Below are 25,532 nucleotides of genomic sequence, written 5' to 3'. Positions count from 1 at the left end.
TTTATTGATGAGGGGGCGATCATATATACTTTTTGAAAGCCCCACTCGACACCGATACCGCTAGCCCAATCAGAATAGCTCCTGGTATCAACACATACTCTGGTACAAGAAAAATAGGCGCCGCCAGCCACATTAGTCCCGTTGCTATCAAGCAGGATGAAATCATACGTCTGGCATGGTGATACACAAACCCGGACTCATGGCCTGCGCCGAATCGTCGTAAGTCGCGCCTGACCAGCCCGTCGATAAGGCCAATGGTAACGGTGAGCACAAACAGCGACAGCGCCTGCAACAGAATTGCCAGCCGCAGCAGAAAGGTGAGGGTGACGTTGGCTGCAGACAGTAATGCGCAGCGGATCACTGCAGTGACGGTTTCCGTGCAGAACATCCCACGTTGCTCGTTGAGCGAATGAACCAGCACTGCAATCCCTTGCTGCAACGTATCGCCGATAAGCGTCAGATCATGCACCAGCCACACTGGTGCGCCAGCAAACGCTTTCCACCATTGCCATGTCGCCTGCAATACCTGTTCACTGTGGCTGGCGCAGGCGTTCCGCCAGAAAAACGCATCCCCCAGCCATTCCAGTACAATCGCCAGCACCCATGCGCCGAGGAAAAAACCGGCCAGCATACCGGGCAGTAATGCGATCCAGCCGAGAAGGCCGGGACGGCGTACTGGGGGGGGTGAATGTTCAGGCATCAGTGCAGTGGTAGGGTGACGTAGCGGCAGAGGAAGCGTGCCTGATGGGCTTCATCGAGCCGTATCTGAAAAATATCGTGGTCATCCTGCGGTGGCATATCTTCGCGCCATGCCTGAAAGCCCTGCAAATTCATCCGGGCGATAATCTGGTCGGGCGTTTCTCCCTGTGTCAGTGCATCCACCGCCTGTTGCAGAGGAAGCGGTAGCGTCTGGGCAGGACATATCACTTCAACGCTCACGAGCTGTCGGCGGGTCCGGGGTGTCATCAGTGGTTTCCTCCGTTGATTGCGTGCAGCTGTCATTCAGCCATGTAATAAGGTCATTTTTTTCTGTTGCAACCTCTGCAGGGCGCTTCCACCACACGGGGGCATTACCATATTGGTTTTCCATGTAGCGGGTGATTTGGGCGATGTTTTCCGGCATCAGTGGGTCATGAACAGTATCCGGCAGAGGAATGCGTAGTTTCCAGATCTGCCCGCCTTCCAGTAGGGCGAACGCCTGGCCCTTCGGCAGTTGAACCAGTGACGCAGGTTCCAGCAACGGCACCTGCTCGCTGTTCACCCGATCCTGCGTGTTGCTGGAAAAACGAATACCCCCCTGGGCGTCGGCGCTGTCGGTGACGCCGGAACTGACGCTGTTGCTGAGCACATTCACCTGCGGCAGTTGTTTGGTCAGCAGTTCGGCGGTGGCGGTTTCCCGTACCCGCATCATGATCAGACTGTTGAAGTTGCCGACCACCTGACCCGCTTTGGCGCGGTCGCCGATATGGGCTTCGATATCGGAGAGTGTCTGGGTGTAGGCTGTGACCTGTATGCCTGCGCCGCCGCCTTTATTAATAAGGGGGATAAACTCATCGCCCATCAATTCGCTGAACTCGTCGCAGTGCAGATTGATGGCCGCTTTCTCTTCCGTCTGCGGTAAACCGTCCATTACGCCGTGTTTGTAGATATGCCCGGCGACGCTGACCAGATCGGCAAACATTGAGTTGCCGACAGCGGCAGCAATTTCCGTGTCAGACAGCGCGTCCAGTCCAACGTAGACAATCGCCCGTTGACGGATGGCCTGTTGCCAGTCAAATACCGGGCGTGGATCGTTGAGGTCGCCATAGTCCGGGGCCAGCAACTGGGCGATTTTCCCGGTGGTCAGTTTTTCCAGTAGCGGCAGCAGTGAGGCAACGATTTTATCGAAATAGGTTTTATCGTAGCGAACGGCAGAGCGCAGGCCGTCGAGGATCGGATCATGCAATCTGATGGTAGTGAGATACTGCTCCAGCGCGACAACATAGCTGTCTCGCCCCTGAAGGTTGCGCGGAGTGTTTTTTTCGGTGATGCCACCGGCAATACGGACCACGTTGTCCCATGCCTGACGGTCATAGCCCGGCAGAAAGACGCGGGCGTAGTCGATGAACAGTTCGTCGATGTTGATGACGTGACGGGCGATACGGGCATAGTCCGGGCGCTGGCCCAGCGCCACCAGGGCGCGGGTGATGATGTTGACGAAGCGCCAGGCGAACTCGCGGAAGGCGGCGGAATTGCCTTCGGTGGAGAGTTGCCCGGCGATGCGGCTGGCCACTTCCGAGATACGGCCAAAACGCCCTACAGCATTGTAGCGAGCGGAGATCTCCGGCCAGCCGAGATGAAATAACCAAAAGACGCTTTCCCGCCCGCTGCGGTGTGCCTCTGCCCAGACTCGGCGCAGCAGGTCAGCATCACCCTTCGGGTCGAAAACGATCACCGTATCGCCACGGTGAATATCCTGGGCGATCAACAGTTCTGCCAGCCGGGTTTTACCGACACGGGTAGTGCCAAGCACCAGCGTATGCCCCGGACGGTCGCGCAGCGGCAGCGTGACAGGTCCTTCACGCAGCTCCACGCCGTGCAGCAATGGATCACCGCCGCTGGCAGAAGAGCCGCTCGTTCGTAGCCAGTGTTCACATTGCGGCAGACGGCACAGATACAGCCGCTGGGTATGCGTGGGCAGCCAGCGAAAGCCGCGCCCGAGAAACAAGGCGTCGGGTAGCAGAGGGATGCGGCTGGCCGGGAGTGTCCAGAGCGGAAGATGACGCACGCGGTGGCGAAAGCGCAGGATGCGTAATCCCTGCCGCAGCCGTAAAAAGCTCAGCGCAAGCAGTGAGATTGCCAGCAGTCCGCCAGCGGATGGGGAAAGCAGCAAAGCCTGTGGCTCAACCGCGCAAAGCAGTGCGGCCAGCAGGGCTGCGCTGGCGCTGTAAAGCTCCACCGCCGGGCGCAGGATAAAATCCAGCCGCGCTGAACTGCTCATTGCGCCAGCCCCTTGTCGGTGATTAGCACCGGATAAGCGCTGATCGGCAGGTGTTTCGCCATGTCATCGGCGCTGACGGGCAGCAGTGTCAGTTCCGGGGCGATGGCACGAAGCGCATTCAGCCGCGCCAGTGTAGCGACGTTGATCACCAGTCCGGTCGCTTTCAGGGTCTTTAAGGTTTCACGCTGCTGGCGCAGCCATTCTGTGGATTGCGGATCGTCACCCATCAAAAACAGCGGCGTCATGCCCGGCAGGCTAAGCGCCAGTCGGGGCTGCTGGCCCGGATGAAGGGCATGGGTGACAACCGGCAGTAAACGGGACTCATCGAGCGCCAGCATGGGAACTGACGGCGTGGCAGAAACCGTGGCACTGTACAGTAATATGACCAGACCCAGATATTTCATGGCGATGTTCCTGACCGGGAGAGTAAGCGGATTTGCAGGCTGATTTTTTGACGGTAGTCGGCTGCGGGTTTGCCTCCGGCAGGATGGTGATAGCGGGCGGCGGCATCCAGCCAGCTTCCGGGCGCGGCATTGTAGTACTGGCGCAACAGCAGGGCAGTAACGGTGAGGTTGACAGACGGATCGAAGCTGGCACACAGGGAGCCAAACCACTGGCCGTTCCAGCCGAGGTTTATCTGTCCCAGCCCGGCATCGATGTGTTTCAGACTGCGGCTGTGGGCGAAATCCATTAATGCCCGACAGGCCGCCTCCTGGCTGACATAGCGGTAGCCAGTTCCGGCGACATTAAGCGTCCATGGCCACGGATGCAGCCCTTGCGGCAGTCGGGTGCCGCTTTCGGTGCGGGCCACGGCGTAGAGTAGTTCTGCCGGAACCTGCTGCTGCTTTGCAATTTGCTCATATAACGGTGGAACGGCGAAGACATAACCGCTGAACCAGATACCGCCTATCAGGGTGCAACAACGGGATGCCATTGCTCCCCCTGTTGTTCCAGCAGCAACGGCAGCGAGGTGCCACCCATGCGTTGCCAGCGGCCACCATCATGGTTAAGCGTAATCTGTCGGCGTTCGACCTTGCGCATATCAATATGCTGGCGCTGTGCCCAGCGTTGCAGGTTGGCATCATCGTTATGGCTGTTGACCAGCCAGATATCCAGCGCCCTGTCGTTATTGATGAGTTTTTGCGCCAGCGTCTCGCAGGCCGGGCATTGTTCACTGACGAACAGCGCCAGCCGTGGCTGGCTGATGCTACGAACGGGCGTCAGCGATGGGTAAAGTTGTTTCCAGGCTGAATTGTAAGCCCGCTGAAACGCCAGCTCTTTTTCTACACGTTGATGCTCCTTACGGGCCAGTAGTTCTGCATAGCGCTGGCGTTCGGTATCGTTGTTGGCTTCAACGCCCAGCGTGGTGAGGGGATCGAGTCCCGGCGACCAGAGGCCACGCTCACCCTGATGCAGTTGCTGGTAATGCTGCCATTCAGTGTCGGTTAACCCCCACTGCTGTGCCTGTGTGTGGGTAATGTTTTGCTCTTCAATATGGGTTTGCTGCGGGCTGGCACAGATTGCGGTGGGCAGAGCTAAAAGAGCCAATATATATCTGCGCACTGGTGTCTATCCTCCGCTATTGAGCGTCAGGCGCTGGCCGTTTTTACTGAAGGTGGCATGGCCTCCGTCCAGTTGTTGCAATTGCCAGCCCTGCACATTGTCACCGGGAGCCACAAGTTGCAGTTGTGCAAACGAGTGATAACCGGGAGGCGCAATCACGGCGAACGGCTGCCCGGCACGAAATTCTGTTCCCATCAGGGAAAAAGGGGCCGTTGCGGCCCTGGGGCGTGGTGAGTGGGCTTTGGCCGTGGCGCGGCTGCGCGTGGCGAACTGTTGCTGCAGGTGTTGATAATCGCTACTCAGGGTCTGGATGCGGTTTTCCTGGGCGCTGAGTTGTTCGTTGAGTGATTTGAATTTCTGCTCTTGTTCTGCGCAGGCATCAGTAAGTTGCCGGGTCAGGGTTTCGGTGCGCGTGTTGATATTTTTCACTGCGGCCTGAAGCTCGCCGTCATCGTTATGTTGCTGTGACAGGTCGCGCAACTGCGCTATCTGGTGTTGTGTTTGTTGTTGTACCAGCGCCAGGTGGTTCAGGTGGCTGACGAGCCAGAATGTCGCTGCGGCTATCAGCACCAGAATGCAGGCTGCAACCAGATAAGTCCGACGTTTACCCATGGCTGGCTCCTGTGCCCGGCGTGTCCAGGCGAAAACAGATTTCACGGTTAAGCGTATCGGTCTGCGTTTGCCAGCCTGGCCCTGCCAGTATGTTCATTGCGTCTTCCAGTCGTAGCGGACCGAGCCGATATTGCGAGAGCGGCAGCGGTTTACCTGCCAGAAACTCTGTTGGACGGTCATTGCTGCAAAGCCGGTAGCCACTCTGTTTTAGCAGCCAGATAAATGCATCGCCCACGGTGAGTTTCAGATTTGGCGGGAGGCTGATGTTGATAATCTGGTGCAGCGGATTGCGCTGGGCTTCATCCGGACGGGTGTTAATCAGCAGATAGCGATCGTAACGCACCACTTCCGGGGTGGGTGGCGTTTTGGGTTGTGGCGGCAGAGTGGCGGGCTGCCTGGGCGTTATGCAACCGCACAGCATCAGTATTGTCATCAGAAATCCGATTATCCGCGCCATGATCGTTATACCTGTTGAAATATCGCCTGAGAGTGCGTAATGGCAGGGAAATAAACAATCAACAATTCTGTTTCTGCTCTCAAAAAAAGGGCCTGCATGGCAGGCCAAAAAAGTCACTGGCAAAAATCAAGACAAGGATTATTCAGCGGCTCTGGCAGTTTTATATCGTCATAAATCAGAAGTAATAACGTAGCCCGAGTGCAGATTTATCATCGGTGCTGATGTCGTCCTCAATATCTGAAAGATTGCTCTGGTGGCTGTATTCCAGCCAGAGAAGAAATGATGGATTAAATTTATAATCGGTGCCTAATACGGTTCGGGTTTCCTGATAATTATCGGCAGCAGCATCGCCGTCCCGAATGGCCCACATGGCATAGACCGACTGCTTGTCATTAAAGCTCCATTTGGTTCCTGCCCCGAAAAGTTTGGCGTGTGTGGTTCCACCGTAAGGCGTGTAGTTTTCGGTTTCTCCCATATTGCAATTTTCGATGGTTTCACCACCATAATCGACAGCAAATGACAGGTTCCAGACCGGAATTAGATACTTTGCACTCAGGCCCCAGGTATCTTCTTTGGATGCGGGGATATCGAAATAACCTGATTCCATATTAGCGTCGGTCGAGCCATTACTTTTTTGTTGGGCATAGCCTGCCCGCAGGTAAAGATTAAATGGTGTGTCGTAGAAAATGGCCGATGACCAGGCGTAATCGATATCATTGACGGCGGTTTCATCCTGTAAGGTATAGGATGCGCCAAACCAGACGCCATTATATTTATCGCTGGTATATTTAAGGGTATTGGAAATGCGTTTGATGTAGTTGTTATCGCCACCGGCAACCCGCTTAGTCTTTTTATCAGCGTAGTACAGAGGGCCATTGTTCGCGTATTCATAAGTGAAATCAGACTGATGAACCGCATCGAACGGCACCGTCACACGTCCGAAATCAAACTCGCCAAAACCATCATAGTGAATGCCGCCATACGACTGGCGATTGGTTAAATTGAAATCGTCTTTTCCTTCCGTTGCCTGAGTGTCGTTTCCCCATTCGTAATACACCAGCGCTTTGAGTTTTTCATCAATTTTTCGTTCAAAAAGAAACCCAATGCGTGAAGCTTCATCGTCAAGTTTATATTGATTCGTCCCGTCTTCACGCGATCTGGCGGTGCTGCCATCCATCATCAGACGCAATGAGCCTTTAAGCTCGATCTTATTATCGTCCTTATCATAAATAACAGCCGCCGCAGCACAACCTGAATAAATGACTGATGCCAGAGCAAGAGTCGTGATTACTTTTTTCATCATGAGTATTCCATTAACGCATTAATTTATGAGTCCGGGGGAGGATTGCAGATAAATAGGTAATACCTCCCGGCAGGCCACTGAAATACAGAGCAGAGAGCAGGCATCAGAAAGGACGGTGTTTTCTGTTCATGGTGAGTCCCCTTTATCGTTTTCTATTTGATAAGACGCTGTCTCCCGCAGAAATAGCGGTACGGTTCCATCAATGTTCACGATCAGGGTAAGAGGGGGCAGAATGAGTTGATATACGTTTCCCTGTATCCCCGCACAGTTAATAATTCAATTAACCCGGCTGCGAGCATACGGCGACTGGCAGGATGTAACAGGTGAAATTGTTTTACGGCTGATGAGGGTTTACGGTAATGACGCCCGTAAGGGCGTCATGGTGAAGAATCAGGCTGCATCAGTGTGAGGTTCTTCTTCCTGATTGCTGGCCTGCCAGACGATTTCACCGTCGATTTTAACCAGACCAATATAAAGCAACCGGGCTTTCAGGCTGACGCCCGTTTCGCCTTTACGATCGCCTTTGCTGTAGGTGAACATATCGATGTATAAGTCGCCCAACCGGAAGTGAATCAGCACCTTGCGCTTTTCATTAACGGCCTGCTCACAGCGGGCAATCAGTTTACGCGCCTCGTTGCCGGTGACTTTACAGTCAAAGCGGACATACTCCACGGCATCGGCCGCCCCGCATAGTGCCGCAATATCACAGCATAAAAAGGGCTCACCACGTTTTGGCGTAACGGTGCGAACACGGTTAACGTAGCCCAGACCGCTGGTATAAAGATTGAAATAGGTTTTCTCGTTCATAGGATCCTCCCGCGTAGCTGAACGCGGCGCTGGTGATATGCAGAGTGCATCGGGGTAAAAGGGATGCGCTGGGGTGATGCTGCGCAATTAAAAGGAATTGGAACCAACGCCTTGCGACGGGTAGCTTGAGCAGGTTCCGGCTACCGGATAAGCAACGGCGATTTAAGCGAAGGCGAGAAGAAATGGCGAGGCGATATTCTGTTTGCTGCACCTTAAATAGCGTATTCCGCGCGGAGGTGTTCAGGTGCAGCGGGCTGAAGTTATCACTGCCCGCGTGAAATCACGCGCGATTCCTGAGTGCAGTGTGAATCGCAATAACTGGCGCTTGCGCACAAACGGATCCCGTTGTTATCCGGTGGGCGCCGGAAAAATGCAGAAGGTCCGGGCGGATAGCGAGACGGTTGCGTCTGGCTATCCGTCCGGAGTGGTGCTGAAAAAGGTGTAAAGTCTGTTTTGCGTGAAGGCATGGCATCCGTCACGGCGCGAATCAGCAAAACAAATCACGCTGTTGGGAGAGAGTGCGGGTGAATGTTAACCATGATGGCATCGCACGTCGCGGGAAAAACAGAACCCTGCGTTAATCATTTTCCTCTGGAGGATGCTGCCCCCGGTGTAGCTTCTCCACCTGTTCCATTTTTTCCTGACATTCTCGCGCCTGGCGGATAATAAACGTCAGTACCGACATCTGCATATTGAATACGATACGGTCCCTCTCAATTTCCAGTAGCGTGTCTCTGGCTCGTCGTGGAACTTTTGGATCGCCTATCAGGTGGCAAAATGCCGGGGTGCCGGTCTTATTATTTTGCTGGTTACGCCAGCGCAGAAAATTTGCGCCGGAAGGTGCCGGACCGATGGTGAAGATCAACGGAAGCTGCCGGACGGGATAATTCTTTGCGCTCTGGATCAGTTGTCGCATCAGTGGCTCCATCATCTCCCGCACTTGCCGGGCATTGTTCTCCAGCAGCTCAAACTCCCCCTTACCCTTAAAAGGTTTTAAAAGGCCTTTTAGGGAGGAGATGTAAGCCATCATTTTATAGTCTTCATCAGCCAGCGGCAGATAACCGGTAGTGGGATTATTCATCGTGGTTGTCTCCGGTGCTGGTGATTCGTGTGGTGGTTGATAGCGGCGGTGAGTACGACGAACGCAGTTGGCCGTTCAGTATTGCTTCCGGTAGTACGCCCAGACGTTCGATGACTGCTCTGGCCTGCGGTGTATCTTCAGTGAAGTCTTTACGGGTCAGTTCCGAACCGCGAAATTTCTGCGCCAGACTGAACGTGCTGCGGATCACTGACGCGGCATTGTTTAACCGGTGGTGCATTTCCCGGCGGGATATGACGGCGATATGTGCGGCCAGCAGAAGCTGACGGGCGAGCTGGTCGAAATCAGTCAGCAAATAGATGCCCAGGTACGCCAGCGGAGCATTGATAAAAAGCGGGAAACGGGCAGGCTGCACGTTGAGGCAGCTTTCAATGTTGATGCTGTCCGGGAGTTTGCTGAACAATGATTCTGCCTGCTCCAGCATCATGTGCATGGTTTTGCGTGAATGTATCAGTTTCTCTTCCATGCGCAGCATCCACAGGTCAGCGTAGGGATCATCATGTTCTGTCGCAATACGGATCTGATTGAGGATCTCGATAAAACGCGGCATGCCGATAATGGGGGCGGGGCCGTTTTCCGTCGCCCGACGCCCGGTCCATAAACGGGTCGCGTTATGGGTATGAAGCTGAATTTGGATCGCACTGCGCAGGGGACCCATGTTGAAGGTGTAGTCCGACATCTGTGTTTCCTGTGCGGGTGAGGGTATGCGAAGAGTGGCGGCGTGAGGTTTTGTGGGCAACGGGAAAACAAAAACGCGGTCGGGAAGATTTCTGGAAGGGGTTTTGATGCCACTGGCATCACCCTTTTGCCTATCGGTTGATGGTGAATTGATAGGTATTGATGTGATGCCAGTGGCATCAGGCTGTTGCCTATCAATTATTTGCTAATCGATAGGCAATGCTTTTATACTGCTAGTTATTATTTGATGCCTCTCTTTCGTCATTGTAGGATTTAGTAAATATGGCTGCTTTTTCAAAAGCGAAAAATTCCGTTATTACCGCGTGAATGAAAAATATAAAAGCTGGAATGAATAACGCACAAAATATTATGATGATAATGTTTTGTGTTACGAGTAGTGAGTTTCCATGATGTGCTATTAAAAACAGGATGGATGACGTTAAAAAGCCGATTAAAACACAGGTGATGATGCAAAAACATATAACCAGGAACGTAAATGTTCTGCCTCCCTTTGCATTGTATTTATCCGTTAACCTGCACTCACCGTTATCAAAAAAATCTACAGTACGCGCTATGTAGTTAATCCCCCTTGCCAGGTAAAGCATTTTTGAAGGATCTGACGAGTTCATTATGAAGCAAATATCGCGATATTTTGCATATTTCCATCCGGTAAACGTGCAGAACCAGTACTCTATCAATCGAAGGTTATGATTTTCTTTATTATATTCATCTAACAGATTTTGATGTGCCTCCTTAACGTTTCTTCGATTTCCCAAAAAAGTTTCCAACAAGATGATTAATGCTTTCCCAATTGAATCTACTCCCGGCATGATTTTATCTCCTTTATTTTATCCTTAATTCCTGATTGGATATTCTTACTTTTCAACGGTGAAGACAATGATAATAAATCGTTGGCAGTTATTTTTCATCACTACGAGAAATGAAATTTCAGAAACTGCAATTTAATCCCACATTCCCGGTAGTGACTGAGCGGGAATGTGGGAATTCTGGAGTGTCTAACAGACGGTTATGTATATGAGGAAAACAGTTTTTAGCGCGAAATGGCAAGAGGGTGATGCCACTGACATCACTCTCTTGTCTATTGGCCGATTGATAGGTTTTGATATGATATTTGTTGGCGTTAGCTCAGATCGCGGGATACCTTGTAAACTGTTTTCTGGCCGTTTTCTGATATCTCGGTTAAGAGATTTTCACGCACCAGGGTACGCAGATCATTACGCGCAGTGTTATCCGACACACCCAGCGCCTCAGCTATGCCTGCTGCGGAATATTTCCTATCAGGCTCTGCCAGAATGATGTTGAGTAGTGTGACTTGCCGTCCGGTTAGCCGGGATAGGATGCCAGATTTATACAAAAAATGGTCAATTTGGGCAGCACGCGTAACCAGCTCGTCTACATGCCGTAAGAGCCTTGTCATTGCCCGATGGATAATACTGGTCTGATATTCAAGGTAGTAGGTCAGATCCATGCCATCGGTTTCAGTGTACTGGTAACTATGGGCATATTTAGCCGGAGCGGCATGCAGCAACTGACTGATCGACACGTATTTAAACACATCATACTCTGATTTCAGCATGTACCAGTAAAACAGCCCACGACTTGTACGCCCGTTACCGTCTCTGAAAGGGTGTTCGTGGGCGATCATGAAGTGAAGAATACAGGCCTTTACCAGCGGGTGAACATAGGGTTCAGTGCTATTCACAAAATCACACACCATTTGCAAGCGTTCCGGCAGGTTGGCGGCAGTGGGTGGCTGGTGGACAATGTTACCGTCATAGTCGGCGATCACGACATCATTAGTATCGCGAAATTCGCCAGGACGGTATTTGTCGTCGTTTATCCCGCCCATTCCAACTGCATGGAAGCGGCGGATCAGGTCTGGCGTTAATGGCTCCTGGATAAGTTCCGGGATCTCGGCCATCAACCGCGCATTGCCGGCGATCATGTGTTCATCTTCGGTGCGGGGTGCTCTACCACTTTCCAGCATGTTTCGCGCCACAAGCGTGGTAGTGTTCGCGCCTTCCAACTGTGATGAGGTGATCGGTTCTTCCATGCTCAGTGCCGTTAATTCTTTACCCGCCCCCGAAGCCTGGCGGTAAGCTCTTTAAGCGCCAGCCTTGTGGCATATTTATCCACCTGCTCACACACTGACATGATGTTAGGTGTGAGAACGAAACCAGCCTGCTCGTCTGCTTCGTTGCGATAATTGATCCGTTGCATGGCTGAGTCACGCGCTCGCCGCGTAAGCGTCCAGGCGATAGAGACATTTTCTCCCCTGGCTGTGCGGCGGCAAAATTCGTCAAACGGAAGATAGCGGCCTTTATCGTCCGTCACGCGGCTGTAGTGCTGGTGGGCTTCCAGATCCGCTCCGGTGAGTTGGGAAAACGGAACAAGTGCTGGAGGTCTTTTGATTGGCATTTAACTATCTCAAAATTTTATGAATTTGAGATAGTATAGATCATCATTCATAACTACCTCAATATTTATTATTTTTGAGATAGATTGTTCTTGGTTAAAACACGACGCTTGGTAAAGCGTTCCAACCCAGCGTTAATTCCAGCGCAGAGTAATGGCGTGAGGGGTTATGAGCATTGGGAAAGCGAAAACGCAGGCGGGAAGACTGTTTGATGAAAATTTTGATGCCACTGGCATCAATCTATTGCCTATTCAAGAGGCACTTTTAAGTGTCCTTTTGTTGTGTGGGTGAAGAGGTTATAGGCTGCATATATGTCGATAAGACCGGTTTTTATAAACATATGAGCAGGAATCCAGCAACCTCTTCAACTGTGTCGCCACCACCGCCGTCTGTTCTGGAACACGTCGGGAAGTGTATTTGTTTAGCTGTTAGCTAATATCAGACGCCTGATGCCAGTTGCGATACTCAATAGCTGGCATCAAGCGACGTGTTCCATTAATGGAGCGTAGTGTAAGTTAAGAATCTGTTTATGGAACAAATCGAATGGGGTACTGAAGCAAATGATTTCGATTGTTCTATAAAAAGGATATACTTACATGAAATGCTCTATTTATGGAACAAAGAGGTGTGTAATGGCAAAACCATCCACTCGAACTTACTCCCGCTACAGCCGTGATGCTGCACGGCTGTTGGGGTTGATGCTTCGTACGGCGCGTATTGAACGCAAACTCACCGTTGAAGAGCTGGCGGAACGTGCTGGTGTATCTCGTGGACTCGTTTATCGTGCTGAAGAAGGAGACATGGGGTGTGCAATTGGCGCGGTATTTGAACTGGCTACCATAGTAGGTGTTCCGCTTTTTACACCTGACCATGTATCTATGACGTTACATACCGCGAACGTTGAGAAAACCTTATCACTGATGCCGCGCTCAGTGCATCACTCCAGGAAGGTGATAGATGATGACTTCTGATAACCGTCCCGACCGGGCATATGTATGGATCTGGTTGCCTGGTGCAACTAAACCGATTGTCGCAGGTGCATTAACCCGCGATGACAACAGATTCATTTTCAACTACGGGCGCAGTTATCTGGAACGGGAAGATGCGATCCCTGTCTATGAGCCGGAACTCCCGCTATCCCAGGGCGCAATTTTTCCCGCACCAGGGCTACAGCAGGCCAGTGCATTACGTGATGCGGCCCCGGATGCTTGGGGACGCCGGGTTATCCTTAATCGACTAATGGGCGCCCAGGGAAGGGATGCTGACCCTGACAGGCTGGACGAACTGACCTATTTGCTTGAGTCTGGCTCAGACAGAATTGGGGGGCTCGACTTCCAGCGGTCCGCTACGGAGTATGTACCGCGCGCGTCTCAAAGTGCATCTCTTGAAGAATTGATGCAGGCAGCATCAATGGTTGAAAGTGGCGTACCGTTAACTCCGGAGCTTGAACAAGCACTATTTCATGGGAGTTCACTGGGGGGAGCGCGACCAAAGGCAATGATAGAATCCGGTGAGCATAAATTTATCGCAAAATTTTCTTCCTCCACAGACACCTATAATGTCGTTAAAGCTGAATATGTCGCTATGCGACTGGCTGCGTGTGCCGGGTTGAACGTTGCGCCTGTTCTCTATCGTCATACCGCAGGTAAAGACGTCATTCTTATTGAGCGCTTTGATCGTATTCGAAGTGATGCAGGATGGCAGCGCCGTCTGATGGTCTCTGCGCTGACTATCTTTGGCCTTGATGAGATGATGGCAAGATATGCGAGTTATGAGGATTTGACGGATATAATTCGCCAGCGCTTCGATGCGCCTAAAGAAACATTACGGGAACTGTTCGGGCGTCTGGCTTTTAATATTATTTGTGGTAACACGGATGATCACGCCAGGAACCATGCAGCATTTTGGGACGGTGAAAAACTGTGCCTGACGCCTGCTTATGATATTTGTCCCCAGGGCCGTTCCGGGAATGAAGCAACGCAGGCAATGCTGATTATGGGTGAAAACCGAATGAGTAATCTCGCGGTTTGCCTGTCAGCGGCTGCCAAATTTCTGCTGAGCGAACAGGAAGCCATTGAAATTATCACACACTGCATCCGGACGGTTCATGAGAACTGGGAGGAGATATGCAATGCGGCTTCATTGAGCGAAGTGGATCGCAAATTTTTATGGGGACGAGTGTTCCTTAATCCGTTTATTTTTGAAGGTACACCAGAAGAGATTATGCAATTACGTTGATTTGTCGCTGTTACCTATTGATTGTAAGATGATCAATAGGTGTATATGTGATGCCAGTGGCATCACTATAATGTCTATTAATTTGCGCTGTATTGATAGCTATCTATGTGATGACACTGACATCAACTCTTCCCCAGACACTGCGCCGGATCTCCGCTACCAACTTACTGATATCCCGTTTTTTACGCGGTTCTGCTGGTACTTCCGGCTCTGAAACCACAGGCGGTACAAACTCCGACACCACAGGTTTATCCCGCCGATACTGATTAAACTCGCCACTCTGTGCTTTTCGGAGCGTTGCCAGCAGATAAGCAAGCGGGTTTTGCACGCCGCCACGGGAGACACGCCGGGCTGCATCATCAAGCACGTCCTGGCGCAATGCGGGTGGCAGGTTCTGCATCGCCTGCAAAACAAGCTGTTTTTCGGGCTGCGTCAGCGGGATTTCTGGTGGCCAACATGGTGGCGAGTCGTTCGCGCGCGGGGTAGTACTATTACCATTATCTGTAAGTACTGTACGTACAGAGGCCGGGTCCTGATCTGAGACCAGGCCGTCAGGCCCCGGTTTTCGGCTTAGTCCCGATTCGGTACCAGGCCGAATTTCACCCGGTACCACATTGAGACCGGGCGTTTCGGGCTTAGTCTTCTCAGAGGACTGGCGCTGTTGCCAGCGAGCGCGTTCTTCCAGCAGATCTATGCGCGACGATAAATAGCGCAGGCTGGTGTCCTGGCGAACGTCGTACAAAATGCTTTGCGCGGTGGCGCGGATGGTCTTGTTTTCATATCGTGAACACTGATCCAGCAAGTGAAGATAGCTGGCATCAAATCGCAGAGCGTCCAGCACGGTCAGCGGCTCATCGTGCAGGGCGTAGATATTGCCCATAATCCTCCCGGAAACGCGATCCCGCGCCTTGTGGCACAGGCTGAGCCAGCGCGTCAGTCTCAGCATCAGCAGCGCCCGGCTGACAGTGCTGCGTGAGGCTTTTTCATCCAGCGGGCGGTTTGACAACTGCACCTGCAATTCACTGTAAGAGGGGAACACCGCACCACCGTTTTCCTGTGCCTGCATTCGGATCACCTGCCAGGCGAATTTGTCTCTGGGAGATAACAACGGATCCTGCAATAAACGGCGAGGCACCGTGTCATGCTGATTGCCCATAAACAGCAGGCTGTCAGAGGCTGTTGTTGGATCCTTGAGCATCCGTTGCTGAAGTTTGTCGCCGGTGGTATTGATAAGCGCCTGGATATACGGTGTCATGATGTTCCCCATTGGTTCTTCAACTTTTTTCCCACTGGCGGATGAGATTCCAGACCACAGTTAACGAGAGCGAGCGTTCCTGAGCCAGTTGCATCATGGCTTCCAGCGCCTGCGTAGAATCCAGGTTATCCACTTTGATTTCCTGCCATCGCTTCCACAGGGCGGCTTCTTCCGCTTCATCCGGTGCCTGATTTCGTCCCTGACGGATATGGATCCCCATCAGCCGACGGCGAGCGCTGATTTCAGCAGTCGAAATACCGAAATAGTGGCTGATTAAGGCGATAGACCCCCCCAGTTGAACAGCCTGACCAACAAACTGCTGAAATTTCTGCTCCTGGCGCACCTGGACCAGCATTTTGCGCAGAACATCATGGTTAATGGTAATTTTCAAAAACTGCGCCGAGGTATTCCCCAGATGCATCAGCTCTTCAAATGTCAGAGTGTTCAGTTCGTTCAGCTCGTCGCGGTCGAAGCCCAGCGCTTCGCAATAGCGCACGTTGCCGTCCTTCAACTCCTGAATAACCTGAGATAAAACAGCCTGATTAATTGTCGGCATCATGGCGAGCCTCCTGCTGCAATTCTCTGATCCGGCGGACTATACGGATTAGCCGGAATGCTTTGATAAGAAAAAGATCGCTAAAGAAAAAATCATCCTGTTCACGCTGAAAAAAGAGGGCTGGTGTCAACGATGCCGATTGTTCATCCGTTAACGGACGATCGCTTAGTGCCGTCAGTAGCGCCTGGCAGGCGCGGGGCTGCGGTCGGGAATACATGGGATGGTCAGACGTAATTGCTCTGAGCTGGTAACCGATCCCTTTTTCATCATCGTCCCGGATGATCAGGTCATCGATGGCGTAGCATTCCGCCAGATCCCACGCCAGGCGATCGCTTATCGCCTGTAAGGATTCCACGGTGTCAAATAGTGATGAGATGCGCCAGATATCCGTGACCGGTTCATTGCCTTCACATAAATGCGCGGATCCTTCATCTCGCTCAGGTACGGAGGCTGGCGACCCATTATTTTCACCTTCCGGCTCTGGTTTACGTCTGCGTAGGGCAGGGCGCGGTTCAGGTTCCTCCGGTGGTACGTAAGGTGGCGGTTCTGGTGTGGGGCCAAGCACCGCCTGGCGTTTTTGTTCAGAAGGATCGACATCCAGCAATAACAGGTTGTAATCAACATTAAGCGCCTGACTCATCAGACCCAGCAACTCATCCTGCACCTGCTCAACCACAAAGGCTTCAGGCTGTTCATTAAACAGCGACAGCGCGGAGGAGAAGAGGTCATCGAAGTTTTCGTTATTTCCGTCATCGCCAGTATGACGCTGCCAGCGCTGCAATGCCGCTGAGCGTAGTGATAACAGCTTTTCGACCTGAGGGCGGCCCATTCCGGCGTATAACACTTCAGGGATGCAGGGCAACAGGTATTCCAGTGCTTGTTCCATCCGGCTGATATGCGACTGATTGATGGGATAGCCGTCATTCCTTAGATGTTCTGCCAGTTCGCGCTGCGAAAGTTCGCATTCTTCTACCTGCTGATACAGTTCACGCGCTTTATTGATCCCCAGCGCCCGTTCAATAAAACTCAGCTTTCCATGCAGATCGTTTTCCGCCAGATGACCTATCAGGCAGCGCAGTTCGCCCAGCACTGGCTGCTCCGGAGTGCCACCCCACGGTTTGTACAGGCACTGAATGCGCCAGAACCGTTCATCATGCGTTTCACGCCACAGCTCATTGAGGATCGACAGGCGGGTATTGCCGCCGTTGGCGATGATGAACCAGTCCTGACCTGGACGACGAGTGATCGGCGGCGGCGTGTCCAGCCCGCGCTGCCGGATCGACGCCTTAATGTCGTCATAGCTGGGGTTACGCATCAGCCGGGGGTTGAGATCATAAGGGTGAAGCTGTTCCAGCGTGACGATCATCGAGGTTTCTATTTGTGGATCGGCAAAACGCTCATCAGGTGCTCTTTCCTTGCCAAAATTGCCCTGTAACAGGCGTGACTGGAGTTCCGGTGAGGTGAGTTTACTGTTCATAATGCCGCTCCCTGCTGGCTGAGTGATTCAAAGCGGGTCTGAGCGCTGATAAAGCGTGTGCGCACCGTACCTACCGGGCCGTTGCGCTGTTTGCTGACAATGACTTCGGCAATGCCGCGATCCAGCGTGTTCGGATCGTACAGTTCGTCGCGGTAGAGAAATAAGATGACGTCGGCATCCTGTTCGATAGAGCCCGAATCGCGCAGATCGGCGTTGCAGGGGCGCTTATTAAGGCGTGATTCCAGCGCCCGGTTAAGCTGCGACAGTGCCAGTACCGGGCAATTCAGTTCCTTCGCCAGGGCTTTCAGTGAGCGGGAGATGGTAGAGATCTCCTGGTTACGGTTTTCCTCACCACCGCTGCGCATCAGCTGCAGATAATCGACAACGATCAGCGACGGGGAACCGAACTGGCGCAGCGATCGTCTTGCCCGGCTGCGCAACAGAGATGGGGTAAGGATCCCAGAATCATCGAGCAGTAAACGATCTTTCCACTCTTTCATCAGGATGGTGGCGCTGGTACCAATCCGCTGCCAGTCGTCATCGCTCAGATCGCCGCTACGCAGCCGGGTTTGCGAGACGCGCCCGAGCAGGGATACCAGCCGGAGCAGTAGCTGTTCTGCCGACATTTCCATACTGTAAATTTGCACCGGCTTCGCGGGACGTAGCATCAGCGCATTCACGCACAACGTCAGAGCAAATGCCGTTTTCCCAACGGCGGGGCGAGCGGCAGCGATGATCAGATCGGCAGGCTGGAAACCGCAGGTTAGCGCATCCAGTTGTTCCAATCCGGAAGGCGTGCCGCTGAGAGTGCCCCGTTCGGCCTCGTAGCGCTGAGCGATACCAGCCAGAACATGGTCAAAACAGTCATTGATGTCAATCAGGCCGCCATCCTGATGCGATTGGGCGATCGCAAACAGCTTTTGTTCGGCGAAAGCCAGTACATTGGCTACATTGCTACGTGTATGCCCTGCCATTTCAGTTAACTCATTGCCCAGCAACAGAAGCTGACGCAGTTCGCCGTAGCTGGCGATGTATTCCGCGTAGGGGCCGATATTTGCCGCGCTCGGCGTGTTTTTCGATAGCTCTGCCAGGTAGGCAAAGCCGCCCACCTGAGCGAGATAATCCTGTTGTTCCAGCGATTCACTTAACGTGATCAGGTCGATAGGTTTACCCTGCTCAACCAGCGTCTGCATGTGGGTGTAGATGGTGCGGTGCGCAGAGATGAAAAAGTCCTGTGCGGAAATTTGCGTAGCGACATCATCCCAACGACCGTTATCCAGCATCAGCCCACCGAGTACCGATTGTTCAGCTTCAACAGAATGAGGGGGCTGCTGGCGTTTGCGCTTACTCATCATGATTGCCCTCCTGACAGGCCAGAAAGGCATTCCATAAACGGCTTTGCTGATGAGGCGGAAGCAGTAATAGCGGTAAATCGCTGGAATAGAGTGGACGGTTTTTAGACCAGCCGATTTCAAACAGCGGCCAGTCTCTGGGGGCGGTTAGCAAACCAGCTTTATCACGCAGTTCGTCTTCATCTTCAAGGTTGTAGCAGTCCACTTTTTCCGGCGGGATATGCCAGAGTAGCGACATTAAAACCGGTAGCGTTTCCCGAGCTTCCTCCCGGTCAGCGGCCTCGAAGAAAACGATCGCTTCATCGTCCTTTTCAAAAGGGGACTGCGCGTAATACGAGCAGAATGCTCGCCAGATTTTCCGTTTCATGCGATGCCCTCCACTTTTCTATGTGGCAAGGCGAGAAACTGCGGGAACAACTCTTCGGCCAGCATCTTCATGGTTTCTGCTGCGCAAGGCGTTATTCTCCCTCTGGATCGCGAGTTATCCAGCCGGTGTACCGGTAGTCCCAGCGATGCCGCACGGCGGTAGGCCACACTGGCATAAACGGGCGTCATCAGGATTTCAGTGGGTACCAGCAGTTCCTGTTCTTTCAGCTTATGACGTAAAACCTGAAGCAGGTTGTGATGGATTTCGCGGGCGTCGTTGGTGTGATCGAGCTTGTTAATAACGGCTTTTAATGGCGGCAGAGGAATGCCATAGCGAGTAAAGGGCTGGAGATCCTGATACATTTGCAGCGTGCCGCGCAGAAACTCGCGTGCGGAAAGCATCTCCGGCAGAACCGGGGAGATAATGAGATCGCTCGCCAGTAGAACCATTTCCAGCGCGATGGTACGTGCGCCGATGGTGTCGATCAGGATGATGTCATAGCCAGGGATCTGACGAACCAGATGGCGCAGGCGGATCACGCCATCCGGCGCAGCCTGAAGTAGGCTCATCAGTTCACCACGAGGATCGTTGGAGATAATGATATCCAGATTGGGAACGGCGGTGTGCGAGATGATGATGTCTGGATCCAGCTCATTTTGCGCTATAAGCTCGTAAATCCCGCCGGGGGCTTCGTTATCGAGAGGGTAATAGCTGCTGAGTGTGGGCTGCCGGATATCGGCGTCAATCATCAGGATTTTTAATCCCTGATCGGCCAGGTAGCCGCCAAGATTGGCCGTATCGGTCGTTTTTGCCACACCGCCTTTGGTAGAAAGAATCGCGGCGATGAGCGTGGGTAGAGCTTGTGTCTGTGCGTTTTTCATAACCAGTGCCTTTTTCGTTATTTGAAAAAGGTCTTACTGTCGGAACGCGAAAACGCTGATTTTTGGAGATTTAATTACCAGGTGTTCTTTGATTCAAAATCAACCGTAGAAATACGTGCCGGTTCGAGTCCGGCCTTCGCACCATCGGAACATCAATAGACGTCAACGGACGTCTTTTTTTGTGCCTGAAATCCAGTATCCGCAAGGCTTTCCTCGATTTTCCTTTCAACAGAAGTCAACCTGATTCAATCTACATCAACTTACTAATGCGGGTACAACTGCGGGTATATCCCGGTTCGATAATGTTTGTACCCACACAGAACCCTTGAAAGGATACTCATCATGGCTCTGAGTGATGTGAAGGTTCGTTCGGCTAAGCCTGAAGCAAAAGCATATAAGCTTACTGACGGTGAAGGCATGGTTTGCTGGTTCACCCTAACGGTTCCAAATACTGGCGGCTGCGTTATCGTTTTGGCGGTAAGGAGAAGATGCTTGCGCTTGGGAAATACCCTGAAGTCTCGCTGGCAGATGCCAGGGCGCGGCGGGATGAGGCCCGTAAGCTATTAGCGAATGGCGTCGATCCCAGTGAGAACAAGAAGGTCGTTAAGGTAGAGCAGGAGCAAGAGGCGATAACGTTTGAAGTGGTTGCCAGAGACTGGCACGCCAGCAATCAGAAGTGGTCGGCATCGCATAGTGCTAGGGTGTTGAAAAGTCTGGAAGACAATTTATTTGCCGCAGTAGGGAAACGAAATATAGTAGATATTGGTACTCGCGATTTACTGGTTCCAATTAAAGCTGTGGAGAAGTCAGGACGTCTTGAAGTAGCTGCGCGTCTTCAACAGCGAACAACGGCAATAATGCGCTTTGCGGTACAGAACGGTTTAATCGATTACAACCCCGCACAAGATATTGCTGGAGCGATAGCTACTGCTAAACGGCAGCATCGCGCTGCGCTAGACCTCTGTCGTATTCCTGAATTGCTTCATCGTATTGATACATATACTGGAAGACCATTAACTCGGCTGGCTGTGGAACTCACGCTGTTAGTTTTCATTCGTTCAAGCGAACTGCGTTTTGCGCGCTGGTCAGAAGTGGATTTTGAAACGGCTATGTGGACGATTCCCGGAGAGCGTGAACCGCTGGAAGGTGTTAAACATTCTCAGCGTGGTTCGAAGATGCGGACTCCACATCTTGTTCCCTTATCGCGTCAGGCCTTAGCGGTTTTGGAAAAGATCAAAAGTATGAGCGGGAATCGAGAGCTGATCTTCGTTGGCGATCACGATCCTCGTAAACCCATGAGTGAGAATACGGTGAATAAAGCTCTGCGAGTGATGGGTTATGGCACGAAAACGGAAGTGTGTGGGCATGGTTTTAGGACAATGGCGTGTAGTTCGTTGATTGAGTCGGGATTGTGGTCGAGGGATGCGGTAGAAAGGCAGATGAGCCATCAGGAGCGTAACTCTGTGCGTGTGGCTTATATCCATAAGGCGGAGCATCTGGGGGAGAGGAGGTTGATGTTGCAGTGGTGGGCGGATTATCTGGATGCGAATAGGATGAAGGGTGTTAGCCCGTTTATTTTGCAAAGATCCATGTAAGAAAAGAGGTTTATGTGACAAATTAGTTTCAGAGAAACTTGCAGTATGAGAGTAAATTTCTTCCATAAAATCACATAAATGCCTTGAAGTAACTAAAGCAAAGCGTGCTTAAATGGGAAAATCATCTTGGTTCAAGGTAATATGAAGAGTGATCCTAGCTGATTAGAGAGTGTGTGGCGATGCAAACTTTTTTATTTGACACGCTTGGTCATTGTGAGGCGTGTTTCAGTAAACTGAGCACGCCTTTGAACTGCTTCTTCGGGTGGGCATGAATTTCTGGGTTTTGCTTACCAGAGTGTGAAAGTAAGTATTCAAATATTTACGCGGACTGGATAGCCTAATGCACGTAACGCTTTATTCGTTCTACCATTTCTGGGGGGCGTATCTTCTGGTCTTGCCCAACCGACCACTTCAGCAATAGAGTTAATACCGTAATGCTGGAATTTGTACTCTTCATCTTTTCCTGCCCGGTAGATCCTTTCCCACATTAATGAAGGTTTTCCACCGTAGAGGACATAATTGAGTAATTCAGCAATATTCATACCTTTTTGATTGGTCTGATCCATGAGCCATTTTGTGAACAAAATGGCACGTTCTTCCTTATTTAAGGAAGTTTTGGCTGAATGACCAAATGTCTCAGCACTCATTTTTATCACATGGTCCATCGTTGCATGCGTATAGGAGAATATTTTATGGAAATTATCCTGAGTCAATGAATTAATATTGTTTTTTGATAAGTGTTCACGAATATAAGGTGCGTAAATTCCCAAGTTGGTATCTTCATTCGATGGGGGCGCAGAGAGGCTCTTCCACCATGATAACATATTCATTAGTGCAGCTTGGGGATCTTTACTGTTTGTCTGATGATAATCCTCAAAAGGATATGTGTTATCACTTTGATGAACCTGATTGTAATAATACGCATGTAAAAACTGATCGGTTTGCCAGAAAATAGGTGTATCCTCTAAGATCCAATACGGTCTGAAGTCATTTATCTGGCTGGATATGTTTCGTATTACAGTAAGTGTGCTGTCCCATTCTTTATGAAAGCTATCTTTTCTTTTATCATTTGCCTTCGGTTTTTCATAATTACTGACGCCGCCCCATACTGGCACAATGCGCTTTCTTATAATTTCTTCTTCTTTTTTATCTTTCTCTTTCTTTAATTTTTGTAACTGTCTTTGTTCATCAATTATTTCTTGGCTGAGGTCAATACAACAATCAAGAGATGCTAAATTATCGAAAAATTCTTCTATTTGTAAGATTAAATCCGAGTTGTACAAATCACTTTCACTAAAGAAAATACCAGCTTCAATGTTAGAATTCCACGCGCGATCGGTTAGGTTTGCTGAGCCAATATATGCACCATAGCCTTTCCACCAAATGATTTTGCTGTGAAGGCAGTCGGGTACCAACTTACAAAAGATATTTTTTTTAGTATTAATAAGCAGTTTTGATAAAAAAGAAGGTGCAACAGGAACAGTATGATCATAGCGCATCCAGATATCTAATCGGTGATGGTTTTTTAGGCAGTGATCAAGAAGGGCTGTTTTATCATCACCATAGGCTATTGCTGCAACGACACCGTCAATTTCGCAATCCGGAGGAGGTAAAAAAGATCTAAAAAACTGTTTATTCAATCCATTTGCAATTAGTTTCATTATTTTCTAACCGTACATCATTCCAGATAAAAACAAGGTGAATAATATAGTTCAAAAAAATAAACAAAAAAAGACTTACGGATTATTTAACTGAGGAGTGTGACCCACTCCTCGATATATTTAGTTTACTCCCAGCGCCTTATACACCGCATCTACAGGTTCAGAGTAAAAACTGACCTGGAATTTGGTAAACAACTCGGCTGGCACCGTCGGGATATCTACCGCGGAAGACATCGGCAGAAGGACTTTTTTCGCGCCGCTATCGAAAGCAAGTTGTAAGCTAGCCGCCAGATCCTGAACAGGGTTGATTACTCCACCGAGCGTCATGCTACCTAAGACGACCATTTGTTCCTGAACGGGTTTCGCAAGTAAAACGGAACACAGCGCAATAAGTGCTGCAAGGCTGGTCGCGGTACTTGGTCCAGTATTGTGCAATTCGACTACGTGCAGGTGGTACTCATGTTCAGAAAATTTCGCTGTTGCGCTAACGCGGCTGAGGTTGCCTTTGAAATAGTCAAATCCAACCCGGATAGCTTCCTTAGCCGAGGTACTTGATCCCAGACCGGAAACGCTATGCTTACCATTGCCTGCGGTCATCTGAGTTTCGAAGCGATACAGACCCGTCATGCCACTTTCCGCTTGCGTCACTAAATGCACTACGCCTGGCTTTGGCATGCCAGCAGGAATTAATTCACTGCCGCCCTGTTCTGGCACGCTGACGAAGAATTCTTCCAGCGTCTCATTATCGATGTAACTGAAATTCACATCGAAAAATTCCAGTCCGCCCAGCTTTTTAAGCTGTTCTTTGACACGCCGACGGGCTTCCATTGCGTAGGTCAGACAAACCCGGACGTCCTCTTTGCTGTAAGAGCCATTGGGATGAAGAAGTTTCAATAGACCAGAAACCGTGCGCCTTACTGCGATAACGTCGCGCTGGTTGAGGTTATTACCCAGCTTGTAGAACTTATCGATTGCGTCGGAGAAGCTGCGCTTACGCATTTCCCGCATGTATTCGGCGAGGTAATCCGTGATAAGTCCGTAGCGATTGGTAAAGAATTCAGGGCGCATTTTCGGGATTTCCCAGCCGGGTATATAGGCATGGAAGCGATCGAAAAACGCCGTGTCGATCATCGCAGCAGGGAAGGGGGCTAACAGATGGCTGGTTTTGACTAACGTCTCAACGCTCTGATTGATGTTGCCGACGAACACCATCGACGCTTTGCCTTCAATTGAATCTCTGCCGCGTGAAAACGAGCCAGACGCCATGTAATCCTTCATGATTTGCACGCCGTCTTTGTCTTTGAAAGTGATCCCTGCCACTTCATCAAACGCGACCACATCCCACATGCCGACCAGGCCAATCTGGCGGCTAGCCATGTTGTAAAACAGGTTTGCTACCGTGGTTTGTCCGCCGGAAACTAGCAGTGAGTTTGGCGAACACTCTTTATAGACGTGGCTTTTACCGGTACCGCGCGGGCCCAGTTCGCAGACGTTATAGTTATTTTCCACGAAAGGGATCATGCGGGTGATCAGGTGCCATTTAGTTCGCTGCTCAATGTTGGCAGGTTCCATACCCACGGAACGTAGCAGGACGTCAATCCACTGGTCGCGGTTGAAGTGCGTACGTGCGGTAAATACCTCTTCCATGTCCATATTGGGCATCTGGATAGGTTTGAGCGTCATCAGAGAGAAGGGGGACGTTTTCTGTCCTTCCTCAAAGAAGTAGTTCACGGTGATCATGCACCAGATGCCACCGGTCAACAGCTTCTCGTTGTCCTTGACCATCTGCGGCGGAACCAGTGCATCTTTAATGCCGAGGTTGGAGAGCTGGGCTTCGTAAACGTCTTTCTTCTGATTGAGCTTTACCGACACTTTATCGATGATCTTGTAGGAGCCTCGCTCACGAATGAGCGATTTCACCTTCTCTGCTTCATCAGGGCGGACGTAGTTATCAGCCAGAATGCGCTTAACGTTCTGCAACCCTTGCTCGACGATCTGGTCATCGTCGGAAGCGCAGTACATACCGAGCAGATACTCCAGCACATAGACCGGGACGTTAGCCCCTTCCTTGAGCTGCTTGGTTAGATCTTTACGCACCACCCGACCACGAAAATGCTGATTCAGCAAGGCGTCCAGATCGTAACCTTCTGCGACGAGTTCCCCTTCGGAAACGGCTGGAACGGGTAAGTCATGATGGGTTTGCATATCGCCTCA

The 25,532-nt window shown here is 51.2% G+C and carries 24 protein-coding genes and 2 pseudogenes; 4 read left to right on the top strand and 22 right to left on the bottom strand.

Annotation, left to right across the window (positions count from 1 at the left end; all coding sequences use genetic code 11):
- Positions 1-19: 19 nt before the first annotated feature.
- From F384_RS16815 to F384_RS16770, 10 genes are all read right to left on the bottom strand, one after another.
- Complete coding sequence (locus F384_RS16815; protein ID WP_046487391.1) at positions 20-700, bottom strand: TIGR03747 family integrating conjugative element membrane protein; 681 nt, start codon at positions 698-700, stop codon at positions 20-22.
- Positions 700-966: a hypothetical protein gene (locus tag F384_RS29110; protein WP_080949966.1), complete on the bottom strand. Its 267-nt coding sequence runs from the start codon at positions 964-966 to the stop codon at positions 700-702. Before F384_RS29110 ends, F384_RS16815 begins: the two co-directional genes overlap by 1 nt.
- Positions 929-2,980: a type IV conjugative transfer system coupling protein TraD gene (gene traD / locus F384_RS16805; protein WP_046487389.1), complete on the bottom strand. Its 2,052-nt coding sequence runs from the start codon at positions 2,978-2,980 to the stop codon at positions 929-931. Before traD ends, F384_RS29110 begins: the two co-directional genes overlap by 38 nt.
- Positions 2,977-3,384, bottom strand: a complete 408-nt coding sequence (locus tag F384_RS16800; RefSeq protein WP_052746952.1) for an integrating conjugative element protein — start codon at positions 3,382-3,384, stop codon at positions 2,977-2,979. Before F384_RS16800 ends, traD begins: the two co-directional genes overlap by 4 nt.
- Entirely contained in the window at positions 3,381-3,914 is a 534-nt protein-coding gene (locus tag F384_RS16795) for a transglycosylase SLT domain-containing protein (RefSeq protein WP_046487386.1), read from the bottom strand. Before F384_RS16795 ends, F384_RS16800 begins: the two co-directional genes overlap by 4 nt.
- Complete coding sequence (locus F384_RS16790; protein WP_046487383.1) at positions 3,890-4,543, bottom strand: TIGR03759 family integrating conjugative element protein; 654 nt, start codon at positions 4,541-4,543, stop codon at positions 3,890-3,892. The genes F384_RS16795 and F384_RS16790 overlap by 25 nt, the downstream gene beginning before the upstream one ends.
- 6 nt (positions 4,544-4,549) lie before the next feature.
- Entirely contained in the window at positions 4,550-5,155 is a 606-nt protein-coding gene (locus tag F384_RS16785; RefSeq protein WP_046487381.1) for a hypothetical protein, read from the bottom strand.
- Positions 5,148-5,612 carry a PilL N-terminal domain-containing protein gene (locus tag F384_RS16780; protein WP_046487379.1) on the bottom strand — a complete coding sequence of 155 codons (465 nt, stop codon included), beginning with the start codon at positions 5,610-5,612 and terminating at the stop codon, positions 5,148-5,150. Before F384_RS16780 ends, F384_RS16785 begins: the two co-directional genes overlap by 8 nt.
- Before the next feature lie 175 nt (positions 5,613-5,787).
- Complete coding sequence (locus F384_RS16775; protein WP_046487377.1) at positions 5,788-6,915, bottom strand: porin; 1,128 nt, start codon at positions 6,913-6,915, stop codon at positions 5,788-5,790.
- Positions 6,916-7,305: 390 nt separating this feature from the next.
- Positions 7,306-7,722, bottom strand: a complete 417-nt coding sequence (locus tag F384_RS16770) for an STY4534 family ICE replication protein (protein WP_046487374.1) — start codon at positions 7,720-7,722, stop codon at positions 7,306-7,308.
- Between the two features lie 244 nt (positions 7,723-7,966).
- Between F384_RS16770 and F384_RS16765 the strand changes: the two genes are divergently transcribed.
- Positions 7,967-8,167, top strand: a complete 201-nt coding sequence (locus F384_RS16765; RefSeq protein ID WP_046487372.1) for a hypothetical protein — start codon at positions 7,967-7,969, stop codon at positions 8,165-8,167.
- Between the two features lie 132 nt (positions 8,168-8,299).
- Here the strand turns inward: F384_RS16765 and F384_RS16760 are convergent, their stop codons facing one another.
- The 4 genes and pseudogenes from F384_RS16760 to F384_RS16745 form a co-directional block, all read right to left on the bottom strand.
- The gene (locus F384_RS16760) at positions 8,300-8,803 is read right to left on the bottom strand and encodes a DUF3158 family protein (RefSeq protein ID WP_046487369.1); all 504 of its coding nucleotides are present in this window, start codon (positions 8,801-8,803) and stop codon (positions 8,300-8,302) included.
- Entirely contained in the window at positions 8,796-9,500 is a 705-nt protein-coding gene (locus tag F384_RS16755; RefSeq protein WP_046487366.1) for a PFL_4669 family integrating conjugative element protein, read from the bottom strand. The genes F384_RS16760 and F384_RS16755 overlap by 8 nt, the downstream gene beginning before the upstream one ends.
- 232 nt (positions 9,501-9,732) lie before the next feature.
- Positions 9,733-10,329 carry a hypothetical protein gene (locus F384_RS16750; protein ID WP_046487364.1) on the bottom strand — a complete coding sequence of 199 codons (597 nt, stop codon included), beginning with the start codon at positions 10,327-10,329 and terminating at the stop codon, positions 9,733-9,735.
- Positions 10,330-10,640: 311 nt separating this feature from the next.
- A pseudogene (locus F384_RS16745) lies at positions 10,641-11,938 on the bottom strand (Fic family protein).
- A 630-nt stretch (positions 11,939-12,568) separates the two neighbouring features.
- Between F384_RS16745 and F384_RS16740 the strand changes: the two are divergent.
- Both F384_RS16740 and F384_RS16735 read left to right on the top strand, forming a co-directional pair.
- Complete coding sequence (locus tag F384_RS16740) at positions 12,569-12,907, top strand: helix-turn-helix transcriptional regulator (RefSeq protein ID WP_046487361.1); 339 nt, start codon at positions 12,569-12,571, stop codon at positions 12,905-12,907.
- Entirely contained in the window at positions 12,897-14,174 is a 1,278-nt protein-coding gene (locus F384_RS16735) for a type II toxin-antitoxin system HipA family toxin (protein ID WP_046498318.1), read from the top strand. The genes F384_RS16740 and F384_RS16735 overlap by 11 nt, the downstream gene beginning before the upstream one ends.
- Before the next feature lie 103 nt (positions 14,175-14,277).
- Here the strand turns inward: F384_RS16735 and F384_RS16730 are convergent, their stop codons facing one another.
- From F384_RS16730 to F384_RS16705, 6 genes are read right to left on the bottom strand one after another with little or no spacing between them, the layout of a single operon-like run.
- A complete protein-coding gene (locus F384_RS16730; protein WP_046487359.1) occupies positions 14,278-15,429 on the bottom strand; it encodes an STY4528 family pathogenicity island replication protein in 1,152 nt (383 codons plus the stop codon).
- Between the two features lie 19 nt (positions 15,430-15,448).
- On the bottom strand, positions 15,449-15,988 hold the full coding sequence (locus F384_RS16725; protein ID WP_046487356.1) for a DUF2857 domain-containing protein: 540 nt from the start codon (positions 15,986-15,988) through the stop codon (positions 15,449-15,451).
- Positions 15,972-17,462, bottom strand: coding sequence for a ParB family protein (locus F384_RS16720; protein ID WP_046487353.1), 1,491 nt, complete (start codon positions 17,460-17,462; stop codon positions 15,972-15,974). Before F384_RS16720 ends, F384_RS16725 begins: the two co-directional genes overlap by 17 nt.
- Positions 17,459-18,814 carry a replicative DNA helicase gene (gene dnaB, locus F384_RS16715; RefSeq protein ID WP_046498314.1) on the bottom strand — a complete coding sequence of 452 codons (1,356 nt, stop codon included), beginning with the start codon at positions 18,812-18,814 and terminating at the stop codon, positions 17,459-17,461. Before dnaB ends, F384_RS16720 begins: the two co-directional genes overlap by 4 nt.
- The gene (locus F384_RS16710; protein WP_046487352.1) at positions 18,807-19,181 is read right to left on the bottom strand and encodes a hypothetical protein; all 375 of its coding nucleotides are present in this window, start codon (positions 19,179-19,181) and stop codon (positions 18,807-18,809) included. Before F384_RS16710 ends, dnaB begins: the two co-directional genes overlap by 8 nt.
- On the bottom strand, positions 19,178-20,062 hold the full coding sequence (locus tag F384_RS16705) for a ParA family protein (protein ID WP_046487349.1): 885 nt from the start codon (positions 20,060-20,062) through the stop codon (positions 19,178-19,180). The genes F384_RS16710 and F384_RS16705 overlap by 4 nt, the downstream gene beginning before the upstream one ends.
- Positions 20,063-20,404: 342 nt before the next feature.
- Here F384_RS16705 and F384_RS16700 point away from each other — a divergent pair.
- Positions 20,405-21,657: pseudogene (locus tag F384_RS16700) on the top strand (tyrosine-type recombinase/integrase).
- Positions 21,658-21,968: 311 nt separating this feature from the next.
- Here F384_RS16700 and F384_RS16695 read toward each other — a convergent pair.
- Positions 21,969-23,318, bottom strand: a complete 1,350-nt coding sequence (locus tag F384_RS16695; protein WP_046487346.1) for a phospholipase D-like domain-containing protein — start codon at positions 23,316-23,318, stop codon at positions 21,969-21,971.
- Between the two features lie 120 nt (positions 23,319-23,438).
- Entirely contained in the window at positions 23,439-25,523 is a 2,085-nt protein-coding gene (gene brxL, locus F384_RS16690; RefSeq protein ID WP_001193068.1) for a protease Lon-related BREX system protein BrxL, read from the bottom strand.
- Positions 25,524-25,532 lie beyond the last annotated feature (9 nt).

It is taken from the genome of Citrobacter amalonaticus Y19, from assembly GCF_000981805.1.
GTDB classification, from domain to species: Bacteria; Pseudomonadota; Gammaproteobacteria; order Enterobacterales; family Enterobacteriaceae; genus Citrobacter_A; species Citrobacter_A amalonaticus_C.
The sequence above is the reverse complement of the archived record's forward strand: the minus strand, read 5'-3'. Positions and strand labels throughout refer to the sequence as shown.